This window comes from Aquitalea sp. FG25, assembly GCF_057809375.1.
The window spans coordinates 147,165-161,089 of sequence record NZ_JBMDJV010000012.1 but is presented as its reverse complement, the minus strand read 5'-3'; the positions used below and the strand labels follow the sequence as shown (position 1 = coordinate 161,089).

Here is a 13,925-nt window from a genome sequence, read left to right as displayed (position 1 = left end):
GCGGTGAGGGAATCTGCGTGTATTCCTGGGAATACAATGGCCAGACTGCCTGAGGGTGATGCAGAAGCACGTATTCCCGGGAATACAGACTTGAGTGCAGCGGTGAAGGAATCTGCGTGTATTCCTGGGGATACAACGGCCAGACTGTCAGAGGATGATGCAGAAGCATGTATTCCCGGGAATACAGACTTGAGTGCAGCGGTGAGCGAATTTGCGTGTATTCCTGGGGATACGCGGTCACGTAACGATAACGATAGAGAACGTATGTAACTAAAGTCAAATTTGATAATTTCAAAAAACAGATAGGGCAGGGGAGGGGGGCTAACAATAGAGCATGCTAATGGCATTGCAATAACTTTGAATCTATGCAGCAAATAATGGGGAAGTGGTGCGAAGATTGAAATCTGATGATAAGAGCAAATTGATACGGAAGTGCAACTGCTGCTGCAATAAAAATACTCTATAAAATCAATAGGATAAGCTGTCCCAGTCGCGGGAATAGACCTGACTAAACAGAATGCAGAAAAACCATCCCGAAATTCGGGATGGTTTGGCTCTGACCCTCTGCCCTGAAGTCTACTCGGCCTATTCATCGCTAGCCTGAGCACTGGGCCCTTCCTGGAGTTGCTGAATAAGTTCCTTGATCCCGTTCTCAAGATAGCTAACTTGCGAAGGGGTTAGGTTGTTCAGGTTGCAACTGATGGTGGCTTTGTCGAACTTGAAGGTGCCATGCTCGCCAAGACTCAAGACACGAAGGTTATTCCCAGTTGCACGTTTTCGTGTGACCGGAACAATCTTCTCAAGGGCTGACTCAAGTTCAGACCGTGAAGAAATAACGTTGTCTGAAACCTTCTGGACAATAGAAACCAACTTGGCCACAAGAGCTTCATCATCACGAAACTTATCGTATGCTCCGCGAAGACGTTGAGCGTATGTGTAGCCAAACACAGTCGGATTGGCTTCAATAATCTGTTGCACTTCTAAGGGCAGATCATTAAAAGCCATGACATTGCTTACGTAGTTGCGTGCGAGGCCTAGTTTGTCTGCAATGTCTTGTTGGTTGGCAAAGTACTTGGCAGTCAACGCCTGCTTGAAGGACAAGGCCAGATCGTAGGGAGTTACCTCGTTACGATGGATATTGGAACGCATACCATTAAGGTAAGCAGCACCAATATCACAATCGACGATGATGGCTTTGATCTTGTCCTTACGAAGAAAGTTTTTAAGAGCTTTAAGTCGAGTAAAGCCCTCAATCATCCGATAGCGGCCCTCAATTTCCTCGTGTCGATGAATCAGTACGGGAGTCAACTGACCCTTGAGGGGATCACCATTGCCGGAGGCCAGCATTGAGTTGGCTACCTTCTGAATGGCACTTTCTTCATAAACAAAGCGCTGCTGAACAAGAGGAGGATCGATCAGATCTACATCAATGATCCATACCTTTTGTTCGGATTGCTCCAGACGGCCAGCTACTTCAGTGGCAGATGGAACGATGGCATCCTCATGTAGAGGAGCCGGTTGATGTTCGACTTCAAGTTCACCTGGAGTTCCATTCTCAGATTGCTCTGGCAGGAGCCAAGTAGCAACAGGTTGAAGTTGCTCCTCCTTCTGAATAGGATCAGTAGGAGGAGTTCCAGTGTTCATGGTAGATACATCCGACGAAGAAGAGCCGGCAGAGCTTGGCATGTGGACCTTTTTTGGATTTGCCGGCGGAAAGAAGCTCTTGGGTTTTATAACCACAGGGCAATCACTTTCCTGATGCTCAGTACCGAGAGGTCTGGATGTTTCACGTCCTGTAATATCAGATGACATGATCGCGCTCCTATTCAACCTTCATTTGGGCTACACGACGAATACGTTCAATCAGTTCATCGCAGACAGCCTTCATTGAATTAGTACTGAGATTTGTATTGGCTTCTTTGTAGAAAAAGATGGGTACTGCCTCATCCATAGCCTTGGTGTAGTCTTCGCTGTAGTAAATCTGGTTGTCCAGAACACTACTGCCGAAGATTTCTTCCACCTTGCTGAGCCGGGCGTTCATGCGCGGTCGAGAGCGATTAAACATGGTCGGTACGCAAGCTACTTCCGGGCAATGACCAATGCTGGACTGAATGGTAGAGAGCCATTCGGCAAGGCGTTTGACAGCATCAATGGAGAACTCATCAAACCGGACTGGCGCAATCAAAACGTCGGATGCAACGATTGAATTGCGAGCCAGAGCACCTGGGTAAGGGTTGTTGTCCATAAGAATAATGTCGTACTTGGAAAGATCGATGCTCGGGTTCTTTCCTGTACGGTTTGCTTCAATAAAGCGCTGATAAATGAAGTCGTAACCCATCATGCGTTCAAGATCGAATGCAAACTCCTCAAGGCGCTGGCGGGCCGGAATAATGTGCGGGCCAAATTCGCCGTAAGGTTTCTTCAAAACCTCTTCAAGACTGCAATCGGGTGTCAGTTGCTTGTTCACGCCAAGCAGACTACTGATGTCACCGCCAATGTAATTTTCTTCGGTCATCCCTTCTTCAATTAGCTCATCGAGCTGGCGATCTGGGTCATAACCGAAGAACCGCCCAAAGTCCCCTTGGGGATCATTATCAACGATCAAAACACGCAAGCCAGCAAGCTGGCAGGCTACTGCGACGTTGATTGCGATAGTGGTCTTGGAGATCCCGCCTTTCTTGGCGTAGATGCAGACGTTAGTGAGAGTGGGGAGGCCTTCAATGGCACCTGACTCGCGACGACGCTGCTGAATCTCAAAAATATTTGCCGGTGTGTAGGTCCGTACTTCGACATTGCCGCGTTTGGAGTACTCGGTCTTGATGTCGTAGTCCTCAACCACCTTCTTGATGGTGCCGTGAGAAATGCCGAGCATCTTTGTGACCTGGGCCATGCTGAAGCTCAAATTTTTCTGAACTGTAATGGTCATATTGACCTCCCTAGCCTAATAATGGGTCACATCTTACTACGTAAATTCGTAGAGCGAGATGTCGGATTCACGAAAAATGGCCAAAACAGCCAAAAAACACGACGTGCAAAATTGGTGTTATGACAAAAATTGGCGCAAAAAAACTAAAAAAACAATTCATAAACAATAAGTTGCACAAAAAAACTAACAAAAACTGCGCTCTCGCGTAAATCGCGCAAAAACGACACAAAACGCGAAGGTGACTCTGGAGATGCATAAAAATCGTCAGAGTGTACGCAGCGGTGACATGCATGTTAACTGACGATTCGTAAGTCCGTACTTGCGAAAAGACCCTGTAACTCCCCTAATAGAGCGTAAAAATAGGTAAGCTGTCTGTGTTTGTAGGGGGTTAGGAGGAGCATGAAGAGATTTTGAGTCTCGGGTGAAGCCTTTTGCCCGTTGGGGAGAGCCACTTCAGGTGCTCAAAGCCTTCAAGATGCAACTCAAGCAAGGTGCCCATGGACTTCGCTATCAACCAGTCAAGCCCTGGCATTTTGTGATTTTCCCCCGGTGGCGTGATTCGTCCCGAAGGAAAGATCACAACTGACTCCCCCGCTCGTACCTTCTTCGCAAGTGATCGCATGGAGTAGGGCGATGATTGATCAAGGGCAACGTATGAACCGAAGCCCATGAAGCACATAAAACGGAGTGCCTTGACGCATGCGCGATTTTTTTGGGAGAAATCCGGATCAATCGCGAAGCACAATGGAACTGGGGAGGCAAATGCGAGCAATGGGCCGTCAGCTAGTGAATGGTGGTTCGCAGTGACGATGCATCCCCCCTGTGCCAGTGCACTTAGCATTTGAGGGGAGAATTCGACCGTGCACCGCAGAGTCTTTAATACTATGAAGGAAAGCACCTTGCGAGCAGTAGCCTTGAACATGCCTGGCAAGATTAATCCTCCCAAAACCACTTGAACGGCTTCTTCTTCGGGGAAGGGCACGCGTCACTTACACGCTTGTACTCTTGAGGATTATCGATTGCCTCGCTATTTGATTTTGCTCGACTGATCGCCTTCTCAAATCTTGATTTAGCTTCGGCCTGATAGCCGGCAAGCCATGGCTTTGCATCACTTAGACGTTGGAAAAATGCATAGTCATTCAGGATTTTGATCGACATGGCAGATGCAGCCTGCTTTAAGAGACTGGCCTGGCCACTTGTCAGCTGTTCAACATGCTTGTTTTCATGATTGAGTGTTTCCTGATAAAGGCAACTATCAACAGGCAGCTCCTTCGGGATCAGGACAGTGACAGTCTGATTGTTGTATTGCGCGGTGACCTGCGGAGATACGCAGTATCCATCTGGAACCTCCTGAACCGCATAGCCGGTTGAAATGCTGAGCCCACCGCCTGAGCTATAGGTCATTCCGAGGGTGATATTGTTGTTGCCCTTGGATTCGGGGTCAAGATTCTGTAGTTCAGAGATCGATGTTGGCACATACCGAACCTGCGGTGTGGCTACATCGATAGAGACCAGAGGGGCAGCTACGTATTTTGCGCAGACACTATCAGCAAGTGCTGTGCCCGACATCAGTAGCAATCCTGCAATGGAGAGGAGTTTGTTCATTACGGTATCCGGTCAAAAAGCAAGAACTTTACAAGAAGCAGACTGTCATTCAGGCGGGCAATTAGATAGGTAACTCCCCTAACCGCGCGATGAACTGGGCAGAACTTGCCATATCGGAAGATGGTGGTACAGTTTTCCGCGAAATCATGAAGGGGAAGTCATGCACGGAACAGAATTCAAAGAGATGATGGTTGAGTTGGGGCTGTCTCCATCGGACGTTGCATCAACATTAGGTGTGTGCGGACGCACGCTAGGGTACAAGTATGCATCTGAGGAAATTCCCGTGCTCTGGGCGTACGCGGCACGCGGTATCTATCTATGCGAGCGGTATTACTTCCTAAGGGATCAACTCAAATTGAAGGTTCCAGATGTAGCTCTTCTCAGTGGATCAATTGAGAGGATCATGCAATCGGTCACAAGTTTCGATATGACCGTAAAAGATGTTGGTCTGTCGCTTAATGTCGATTTAAGAGCTGTAAAAAATAACATTGTTATTAAAAAGAATTCCTTACTATGGCGGATGGCACTTCTCGGACTTCTTTGGGGTGCCTGGCAATAAATTAACAATTCGTGTTCATCACCTAAGATGTAGTCACGCAATCAAATCTTGCGTTATAAAAAATCTTGCAGCATACTGATATGGAAGCACCTTAGCTAATTTTGAAACTTAATCACGAGGTTTGCACATGTCCCTTGATCTGAATGCAATGTCTTATACTGAACTGCAGTCTCTGTACGAAACAATTGGCGTCGAAATCGGAAAGCGCGCAAAGCAAGAAAAAGCTAAGGCGCTGAATCAAATCCGTGAGATCGCCAAGAATTATGGTATCGATCTGGGGGAACTATCCGCCGGTGGTGTTCGCCAATCCACTCCGGTAACACCGAAATACCGCAATCCGGAAGACGCTTCCCAGACCTGGACCGGTCGTGGTCGTAAGCCTATATGGGTTCAAGCAGCACTGGATGCTGGCAAGACCCTGGAAGATCTGGCTATCTAAGCCAAACTCTCCCTTATAGCAGCCTAAAGGCTGCTTTTTCTTTTTCTCACTCCGTTACCGGGTAACGTAAATGAATGACCAAGACCTGAAAAAGTCTGAACCACGTACTCCATTGGAGCGTCAGCGGGCCTATAGGCTGCGTCAAAGGTTGAAGAAGGAGCGCCATGAGTTGTCTGCGGAAAGATTAGACCTCTTCATCAGGTCCGATGTAAAAAAGGCTATGGCACTCTTGCAATCGGCACTCAATGTACCAAGCCAAAAAGCCCTAATCGAGATGTTAGTATTAGAAATGCAGTCCAAGGTGATAGCAACTTGCAAGGATGAAACCAAGGACTTCGCTGCTGGTAACTATTTCCGTCGAAAATTCAAGGCATCGCCTGCGCGGTACTTTGAGGGTGAAGTTATCAAATCAGTACTAACCGCAGAGCAAGAGTGATGGTGGTACTGATACGGCTTGCATGCGCATCCTCTTCCAGATAAGCTGACAGGGCTTTTACATCGTGTACTTGTAGTACGCATTTACCTTCCGACCTGCGGGGAATCCTTCCCGCGTGGGAAAGACTCCCCTTTGAAATCCAAAGAGGAGTTCCCAATGAATACCCAACTTTCCTGCAGCATCATCAAACGTTCCCCGTATCAACCGCGGCGACACTTTGATGAACAAGCCTTGAAGGACCTGGCTGAAAGTATCCGTGCCAACCGCTTGCTCCAACCTGTCCCTGTTCGCAAGAACGGAAAAGGTGAATGGGAGTTGATTGCCGGTGAGCGCCGCTTGAAAGCATGGGTCATGATCTACGGCCCCGATTCTGAAATCCCGTGCGTAGTTCATGAGATGTCTGATGAAGAGTCCCAAGCCCTTGGCCTGATTGAAAATATCAAGCGTGAGGGTATGAGTGAGACGGAAGAAGCAGCCTCGGCCTTTGATCTTGTAGAAATCGTGCGAGATAAAGCTGAAGTCTGCACCAAGCTTGGTTGGAGTATTACCAAGCTGGAGTCCCGTCTTTCCCTGATGCGCTGTGCACCGTGTGTGCGTGAAGCACTGGATAAACGACAAATTAAACTCGGTATTGCCGAGTTGATGGCGGCCCTTACTCCTGAGCATCAGGAAAAGGCGTTGCCGAAGATCATTGCACAGAACCTTTCTGTTGCTGAGGTCAAGAACATGCTGAGCAACTATGTCCAGCAGCTAAGTTCGGCGATCTTTGATAAGTCCTGCTGCGCGGCATGTCCTCACAACAGTTCGCTTCAAACAGAAATGTTTGAAGAAACTGTCGGCGATGGCCGTTGCACACATGCTGAATGTTTTATTCAGCAAACCAACCTTGAGCTTGAAGACCGGCTCAATTCTCTTCGCCAATCCTATCCACGAGTCGAATTCGACGATCCGTTGAGCAATACCCCTGTGTTCCCTATCAAAGTTGTCACCATCGGTAGTAACGGTGTTGGTGACGAACAGATGGAGAGCTGCAAGGGATGTGCAAACTTCGGCGCTACAGTTTCGAAAAAAGTATCGAACCTGGGTGAGCAGGAAAGGGGTGTGTGCTTCGATCAGACATGCCATAAGGAGAAAGTGAAAACCCATCAACGCGCAGCAATGAAAGCGGCAAAGGCTGAAGCAAAGACCCTCGTTAAGTCGGCACCTGCTCATGCAGGAGCGCAGGCAGTTACGATGAAGGTTGCTGAGCAAGCCTCTGCAAGCAAGGTATCGCAGCGAGTTGTTGAGTACGCAGAGAAGGTATGGCGCAAGACTCTGTATGTGGTTCTGGACAAAAACCGCGACAAGGCGCAACTCGTGCTGCTGTGGCTGGCCATGTCGGGAAATCTCGGCAAGCTGGATAGCACCAAGTTCACCGGTATGTTCAAGAAGAAATTTGGCATTGACTATCAGATTGGCAATGTAGCTGGTTGTCTTGCTGACCTGGAAGGATTGCCAGAAGAAGGTCGTGCGAACTTTGTGCTTAACATTGCTCAGTTCAGTGTTGGCACTCTTGAAATTCGCAACATCAAGGACATCCTTGCCTGGTTGAATGTTGATCAGTCCCAGTACTGGGTAGTAAACAAGGAGTACCTGGAGTTGCTGACCAAGTCGGAGATAGGTGCACTTGTATCTGCAGCTGGTATCGCAGATGCAATCACCGAAGATTTCGACTCACTGATGAAATCTGACAAGGCAAAAATCATCGGCAAAGTACTCACTGCGACTGAGAAGTCTGGTGTTGTGTACCTGCCTAAAGCCATGGATTTCCGTATCTAACCAGCCAGCAATGGCACTCATGGGAGTTATTAATGAGCAAAGTACCCAAGTCTCAGGAGTACGTTCGTCTTACCAACGCTCTTCTGGATGTAGGCCTCAAGGTTCAACCCTCTTTGGGCGAAATCGCCGGTTTTGGCCCCGCTGTACAAAGTGCCGAGACCGGGGACGAAGTGCTCCCGGAAGATCTGAATGAAGAGCAGGTTGCTTTGCTTCTCAAGTTGATGGCTCTTGAAGGTGCACATTTTGATGAACCTGAAGAAGCCGCTTCTGCAGAAGCCTACCTTGCTGGTATCGATCTGAACGCTTAAATCAGTCTATTTACCACTACATGAAAATGCCGGCTTTGCCGGCATTTCATTTCACATGAAAGAAAACCATGTTTACCCAACTCAAAACCCTGCTGGGGAATGATGCAACGTTGAAGATCGAAGTTAAGGCTAATGGTGACCAGCTGTCGTTGATTGTATCTGCTGCGGCACCTGGCTCTGTGGTCTTGCCCGGCCTGCATCTTACTGGCACTGCTGAGGAGCTTGACGCAGAACTCCCGCAAGTACTCGGGAACTATGTGGTTCGGGTCGCCAGCATCACCGAACAGGCAGATGCCCAGATCAGTGTAGCCAAACAGGCTGCTGATCAACTTGTCCTGAAGGAGGAGGCAAAGGTGAAGCAGAAGACTGCTAATCCGATCGATCCTTGCGCGGGGCAGGGTGATGATCATGACGATGAAGGTCATGATGCAGGTGGTGCCGCTCCTGGTGTTGTAGATAACAAGCTGGCTGCATGCCCGCTGTTTGCATAGGAGAATCACGATGGCTATCGAAGTTCAACAACTGAGTCGTGAGTTCCTTTATGCGGGACAGAAACTGGACGATCCTGGTGCACATCTCACGGAAGAACAGGTGAAAACGTACTATGCAACGTTCTATCCTGATTTGCTCACTGCAGCAATAGATCCGGCTGAAGTACGCAACGGCCGGCGCATCTTCCAATTCAGAAAAGCTACAGGCTCGAAAGGCTAAACATGGAATCGCCGAAGGAACTTCTCCTTCGGCGTCTCCATGAGGCGTCCGAAGGCAACTTAACAGATGGCTCCCTCACCTTTAAAAGTGACGGAGCCATTAATTTTGACCATCAGGAGTACGAGGTATGCAAGCGCGTATCAATGTTGCTGAAAAGGCCTTACAAAACATACGGGCAGATCCTTACCCCTTTGCCGATGCCTATGGGTTTGGACTTTCTTCTACCTTAAATATCGAACTCAATGAAAACTTCATACCAGAAGTATTAATTGACTATGGTGACGGAGAAGTAATCAACGACGAATTGGTCGCAAATGTTGCGAAGGCAGCATTAGTAAATATCGATGCACAGCACATATCTGAAGAGTTAAGTCTTTCCGACTCGCTGGAATCTGTGATGCAGGAATTATGCGATCGCTTTGTAAATGATGTTTATGGAGGAAAAGCAGAAGTCAATATTGCATTCAATATTGGTGTACCTTTTCTTCCATTAAACGCGCACGGCTCTCTTAGCGAATTCATGGGTGATTCAGGCTGTGATGAATTCGATGAAGATGAAGAAGTAGATGTTGAGTTCAAAGAGCTTTTGGATTCATGTAAATTTTCTCTGACCACTTTCGGCTTAAATGATTGCCGTGAAGTTAGTTTAATTGGTAGGGGGCTTGAGGTTATAGCTAGCGCGGATATAGAACTAGCAATAGCCATAGGTGCGCTTCTGCATCACGCTTCAGGTCATGGTTCGTTCATTACATTGCCACAATACTTTGGTGAGTGGTGCAAGAATGAACTATGGCGTTATGAGGAATATGATGAAGATGAGATGTCTGATGGTTTAATTGGTCAGTACGAGAGTGGCCAAATACTTCCGTTTGACTTCCCACTTTCTTTTAGGCTCTTGACCCAAGATTATCCAGAGTGGTTTATTAGCTCGGGCTCTCGAAGTCTTGATTGGGCCATAAAGAAAATTGCAACCTTCCAATTGGATATCTCTACCAGTGACTACATAAAAGAAATAGTTGTCTCTGCAAAAGATCTTTCCAGTCAAGAAAATTTTATAAACCTGTTGAGTCATGATCCTTCTATTTTCTGGGAGGGCAGGGCTCCATGCAGTCACTTCACAATCGGTTGGAAATCAGATGCTACTCCCACGAGGTTTCGTGATGTGGTAAATGCTATGTTGACCGAACAACCTTCGAATTATGATCCTGGATATTCACCTATTGTCGATATTATCCCAGTCCAAACTGCTGATGATATCGAAAAAGGGTTCTCCACTTTGAAAAGTAAAATGTCCTGCATGAAATATGTTGGGATATTGATTGATCTCCTGTCAAAGGAGGTTAACGAAAGGAATTGATATGTCAGAAGTTAGTCGTTTCTCGATGCCGTCGAGCAAAGGTGTAGTAAAAGCATCGGAAGCTATTATCCTTTACAGGAAAACCACGCCTGGGAAAAGGGAGCATGAAGTTGAGTATGCCCTTGTCCATGAAATTCAAGATGACAACGGCCGTCAAAGACTAGGCGTCGGTAAAACGATGACGATGGAGTCTCTGCAAGCAGTTGTTACTGAGTTGATTGCCAGCAATGTAGAAAAAGTTGGCGTAGATAGCAGTATTGGGTTTTTGCCACCTAATGTATTGATGAAAACATCGGATAAAATCTGTTGGTGGATTCCACCAATGAAACATTCGGTATTCCTCAAGGTAGATGGTGAAAATGTAATGGAAGTTGAATTCCCTGGCTTGATTTTCAAAGCCATGAAGAATCAACTCTGTCTAGCATCATTTAAAGGAAACGAACCACCAACTGAGGCAACGCAGGTCTTTTGTGCGCCGGTTTACAATATCAGTGAAAGTGGAGTTATGTGCATGGGTAACGTTGATAAACCTAATCCGGATGCCGGTAAGTTGATTCAACAATGGGAGCTTGCTTTTTTTGGTTCCAACTTTACTCACCCCGGTGCAAATAACATCGTTTTGTACGATGGTGGTATTACAGGTCTGTGGAACGATCTTGCAAAAGGTAAGGTTAGCTCGATCACTGATGAATATCTGAAACCACTAATGTGGAATGATAAAAAAGTGAACGCGTTAACATTCTGTGCAGGAGCAAAAGATGAAAATTGATACCAATCAAATTTTCAGTATTTGTCCTACTGTAATGGTCCCTCCAGATGGTGTTGTATCGCCATTGGAAAAAGGAACACAGCGTATCTTGATGGCCGGCAACGGCGTCTGGTATGAGGTTTCCCTGGCGTGGGTACGTGTAGTAACGAAGTTGTCGGATGCACTCCCCGTCCACGTACCGTACGGGTTGTGTCATGAAGTCTTCGAACTACACTGTGGCTCAATCCCAGTGGCCCTACTGAGACGATTCATCGAAGATGCAAAGCATGTTGCACCATCGGAAACAGGTGCCTGGATTGTCTGGAACTCCATAGATAGTTCATGGAGGTACGAACAATTCCAAGTCATTTCTGCATCTGCTGAACATCTGGTCTATGAAACTCCTCAACTGACCGTTGATGAATACTGTGTGCTTGATATCCATAGCCATGGTATTGATCGGGCCTTCTTTTCACCAGACGATGATGAAGATGACCGAACTCACTTCAGCATCAGTGGAGTAGTTGGTAACGTGACTGAGGAAGAAATAACCTCTGTATTTCGTCTTAACCTTAGAAGCTTCAAGCTTCCGATTAACTTTAACCTTTAGCGAGGGATGCACTCTTCCCTCTGGGGTGAGTCATCCCCTGGAGATAGATATGTTCAAGCACATCGCTCATTTTAAGTCCCGTGTCACCATTATCCTTATCGGTGCCGGTGGCACAGGTTCACAGATACTAAGTGGTCTTGCTCGTCTTGATCGGGCCCTTCGTTCATTGGGCCGGGAAAGCGGTCTCGACGTATTCGTATTTGATGATGATACGGTCAGCAAGGCAAACATTGGTCGTCAGTTGTTCCACCCGCAAGACGTAGGTCTGAACAAAGCTGACGTACTGACTTCACGTATTAATATGGTGTTTGGAACATCGTGGGTCGCTCGAAGAGAGCGGTTCTGCGCTGAAACAGACTTCAAAATCCATACCGATTCAACCGTCATTGTGGTGGGAGCGGTGGATACCAAAAAGTCACGTCAGGAAATTAGCGCTTTCGCCCATAAGCGGCAAGCCGTTGACTACTGGATTGATACAGGTAACAAGTCAAACGACGGGCAAGTTGTCCTCGGCCAACCTCTCCATGAAAAGTCTGAGGACTTTCACATGAGGTTGCCAACTGTCTTGGAGCTTTTCCCGGACATGCTTGACGAAGACAATCCCGAAGATGATGTGCCCAGTTGCAGCCTGGCTGAGGCACTAGACAAGCAAGACCTTTTCATAAATCAGAGCGTCGCAACCCATGCTTTGAATATGCTTTGGACCTTGTTTCGATATGGTGGAATAGATCATTCCGTCATTTTCTTAAATATGCGAAATGGAATGTCACTTCCTTTGCAAGTGTCTGCAGAAAACTGGCTCCGCTTTGGTCATTGCACTAGACCTGAATCGAAGTCAAATCTAACCCTTTGAACCCTGCTTCGGCAGGGTTTTTTTCTGTGGCTACAAATTTGACCAAGCTTAACTCAAAAACTGTTGATTGGTATTTTGATTCATGTATGATTCTTTTTGTTGTTTGAAAAATCACATGGAAAGCAAAATGAATAAAAAGGATTTCGTAAAAGCTGTAGTTGATCAAACTGGCCTGCCGGCACAAGATGTACTGAGAGTGTTTGAAGCGCAAGCTGATATTACGGCCAAGGCACTTGCTGAAGGCGATCCTGAAGTCATTTACGGTAATGCGTTCAAGATCAAGCTGAAGGACAAAGCAGAGCGAACTGGTCGTAATCCGAAAACTGGTGAAACCATTGTGATTCCTGCAAAGCGGACACTTGCTACAACTTTCCTGAAAGCATTCAAGGACAAGGTTGGAATCTAACATTCCTCCCTTACCGAAAAAAAGCCGCGAAAGCGGCTTTTTTTATGCGGCGACCTTTTTTGATGAAAGATTCCTGGCATGTTTTTGACTCTGTCGCATTGATTCGAGCCTACGAACGGTTGCCATTAGTTCAGGTCCAATTTCATGAATTGCTTCGATTGAATTAGGTTTCTGAACCTGTTCATTTGCATTTATCTGGTAAACAATATTGGCCCAGCGAATAACAATGTCTTCAATTTCTTCTACTGCAACTTCTAAACTGTATTTGATTCCTCTTTCTGAGAGATAAGCGAGTGCTTCGTCAATAGTATTGCCAGTTAGTACGAGTACTGATAAAGCATGGACAGACTCAGGAAATGAATAATAAAATCGACAAAGAGAGTTTCGACTATGCTCTTCAACATTCCGCCAAACTAAATTCCATAACTGTTCGGATACTACATCCATAACAGAAACAAGTAATTTCTGCAATTGGCCAATTTCCTTGATGTGCTCTTCAGGTAAGGTTGCATTAAGACGCACATCGCACTTAAGCAAGTAATTTACAGTCTTATCAATTGGTGGAATATAGGCTTTTAGTTGAGAAATATCCTCAATGACAAAAAATCGTGTCAGTGCGTTGTACATCTTAACTATGTTATTTATTGTTGTAGTTGATAGGCCATGAGTGATGGCTATTTCATACTTCAAAAACTTATCATGCCAAAGTTTCTTCTGATCTTCGTCTAGCGACTTTGTTGAATTCTTAGCTAGCACATATTCTTGCGAATTAAGCAATTCAATGTTCGGATTGGTGTGTTTTCTTTGTTTAAACTGAACTCTTCGTTTTGCCATGATTTTTGTCTTTACAATCTTTAAGACGACCTGATGTTAATATTAGGATCACTCAACAAAACATATCCACAGAAAGTGTTGGATATTTTTGTGGATAATGGGCTAAAACCCAAGCCAGACTTGGCTTTCAGTAGCCTGCTTAAAATTTAAGCAACAATGAACGTCTGTAACCTCTGCCGTAAAGACGCCCGCTACAAGTATTCCATCGATCTGAACGCCTCCACTGAAAGCCTTCTTACCTGTTCTTCCCCTGTCTGCGTTTCGTGGGGCCACGCAGCAATGACTCCATTGATGGCAAGGTATCGAAAGCATTCC

17 protein-coding genes are annotated in these 13,925 nt (G+C 46.4%); 12 read left to right on the top strand and 5 right to left on the bottom strand.

The genetic code is table 11. The annotated features are described in order from the left end of the window. Positions 1 to 585 precede the first annotated feature (585 nt). The 4 genes from ACODR9_RS12805 to ACODR9_RS12790 all read right to left on the bottom strand — a co-directional run bounded on the left by ACODR9_RS12805 (position 586) and on the right by ACODR9_RS12790 (position 4,531). Positions 586 to 1,812 (bottom strand): ParB/RepB/Spo0J family partition protein, encoded by a 1,227-nt coding sequence (locus ACODR9_RS12805; RefSeq protein ID WP_488809708.1) that lies wholly within the window; start codon positions 1,810 to 1,812, stop codon positions 586 to 588. A gap of 10 nt (positions 1,813 to 1,822) precedes the next feature. Then, positions 1,823 to 2,926 carry a ParA family protein gene (locus ACODR9_RS12800; protein ID WP_488809707.1) on the bottom strand — a complete coding sequence of 368 codons (1,104 nt, stop codon included), beginning with the start codon at positions 2,924 to 2,926 and terminating at the stop codon, positions 1,823 to 1,825. A gap of 388 nt (positions 2,927 to 3,314) precedes the next feature. Next, positions 3,315 to 3,767, bottom strand: a complete 453-nt coding sequence (locus ACODR9_RS12795; RefSeq protein WP_488809711.1) for a 1-acyl-sn-glycerol-3-phosphate acyltransferase — start codon at positions 3,765 to 3,767, stop codon at positions 3,315 to 3,317. Positions 3,768 to 3,859: 92 nt separating this feature from the next. Then, positions 3,860 to 4,531, bottom strand: a complete 672-nt coding sequence (locus ACODR9_RS12790) for a hypothetical protein (RefSeq protein ID WP_488809706.1) — start codon at positions 4,529 to 4,531, stop codon at positions 3,860 to 3,862. 160 nt (positions 4,532 to 4,691) lie between these two features. On the opposite strand from ACODR9_RS12790, the gene ACODR9_RS12785 reads away from it, so the two are divergent. From ACODR9_RS12785 to ACODR9_RS12730, 12 genes are all read left to right on the top strand, one after another. Then, on the top strand, positions 4,692 to 5,090 hold the full coding sequence (locus ACODR9_RS12785; RefSeq protein ID WP_488809705.1) for a hypothetical protein: 399 nt from the start codon (positions 4,692 to 4,694) through the stop codon (positions 5,088 to 5,090). Between the two features lie 127 nt (positions 5,091 to 5,217). Beyond that, complete coding sequence (locus ACODR9_RS12780) at positions 5,218 to 5,529, top strand: H-NS histone family protein (RefSeq protein WP_488809704.1); 312 nt, start codon at positions 5,218 to 5,220, stop codon at positions 5,527 to 5,529. A gap of 70 nt (positions 5,530 to 5,599) precedes the next feature. After that, complete coding sequence (locus ACODR9_RS12775) at positions 5,600 to 5,965, top strand: hypothetical protein (RefSeq protein ID WP_488809703.1); 366 nt, start codon at positions 5,600 to 5,602, stop codon at positions 5,963 to 5,965. Positions 5,966 to 6,121: 156 nt separating this feature from the next. Further along, the gene (locus ACODR9_RS12770) at positions 6,122 to 7,783 is read left to right on the top strand and encodes a PRTRC system ParB family protein (RefSeq protein WP_488809702.1); all 1,662 of its coding nucleotides are present in this window, start codon (positions 6,122 to 6,124) and stop codon (positions 7,781 to 7,783) included. 32 nt (positions 7,784 to 7,815) lie between these two features. Continuing rightward, positions 7,816 to 8,091, top strand: coding sequence for a hypothetical protein (locus ACODR9_RS12765; RefSeq protein WP_488809701.1), 276 nt, complete (start codon positions 7,816 to 7,818; stop codon positions 8,089 to 8,091). Between the two features lie 68 nt (positions 8,092 to 8,159). Further along, entirely contained in the window at positions 8,160 to 8,582 is a 423-nt protein-coding gene (locus ACODR9_RS12760; protein ID WP_488809700.1) for a PRTRC system protein E, read from the top strand. Positions 8,583 to 8,592: 10 nt separating this feature from the next. Next, the gene (locus tag ACODR9_RS12755; protein ID WP_488809698.1) at positions 8,593 to 8,802 is read left to right on the top strand and encodes a PRTRC system protein C; all 210 of its coding nucleotides are present in this window, start codon (positions 8,593 to 8,595) and stop codon (positions 8,800 to 8,802) included. A gap of 127 nt (positions 8,803 to 8,929) precedes the next feature. Further along, positions 8,930 to 10,159 carry a hypothetical protein gene (locus ACODR9_RS12750; RefSeq protein WP_488809697.1) on the top strand — a complete coding sequence of 410 codons (1,230 nt, stop codon included), beginning with the start codon at positions 8,930 to 8,932 and terminating at the stop codon, positions 10,157 to 10,159. Between the two features lies 1 nt (position 10,160). Then, positions 10,161 to 10,928 carry a PRTRC system protein B gene (locus ACODR9_RS12745; RefSeq protein ID WP_488809696.1) on the top strand — a complete coding sequence of 256 codons (768 nt, stop codon included), beginning with the start codon at positions 10,161 to 10,163 and terminating at the stop codon, positions 10,926 to 10,928. Beyond that, positions 10,918 to 11,517: a PRTRC system protein A gene (locus ACODR9_RS12740; RefSeq protein WP_488809694.1), complete on the top strand. Its 600-nt coding sequence runs from the start codon at positions 10,918 to 10,920 to the stop codon at positions 11,515 to 11,517. Before ACODR9_RS12745 ends, ACODR9_RS12740 begins: the two co-directional genes overlap by 11 nt. Before the next feature lie 49 nt (positions 11,518 to 11,566). Next, positions 11,567 to 12,370 carry a PRTRC system ThiF family protein gene (locus ACODR9_RS12735; RefSeq protein WP_488809693.1) on the top strand — a complete coding sequence of 268 codons (804 nt, stop codon included), beginning with the start codon at positions 11,567 to 11,569 and terminating at the stop codon, positions 12,368 to 12,370. A 127-nt stretch (positions 12,371 to 12,497) separates the two neighbouring features. After that, the gene (locus ACODR9_RS12730; protein WP_488809692.1) at positions 12,498 to 12,776 is read left to right on the top strand and encodes an HU family DNA-binding protein; all 279 of its coding nucleotides are present in this window, start codon (positions 12,498 to 12,500) and stop codon (positions 12,774 to 12,776) included. Positions 12,777 to 12,818: 42 nt separating this feature from the next. Here ACODR9_RS12730 and ACODR9_RS12725 read toward each other — a convergent pair whose 3' ends face one another. Next, positions 12,819 to 13,610, bottom strand: a complete 792-nt coding sequence (locus ACODR9_RS12725; protein ID WP_488809691.1) for a hypothetical protein — start codon at positions 13,608 to 13,610, stop codon at positions 12,819 to 12,821. Positions 13,611 to 13,925: the final 315 nt, after the last annotated feature.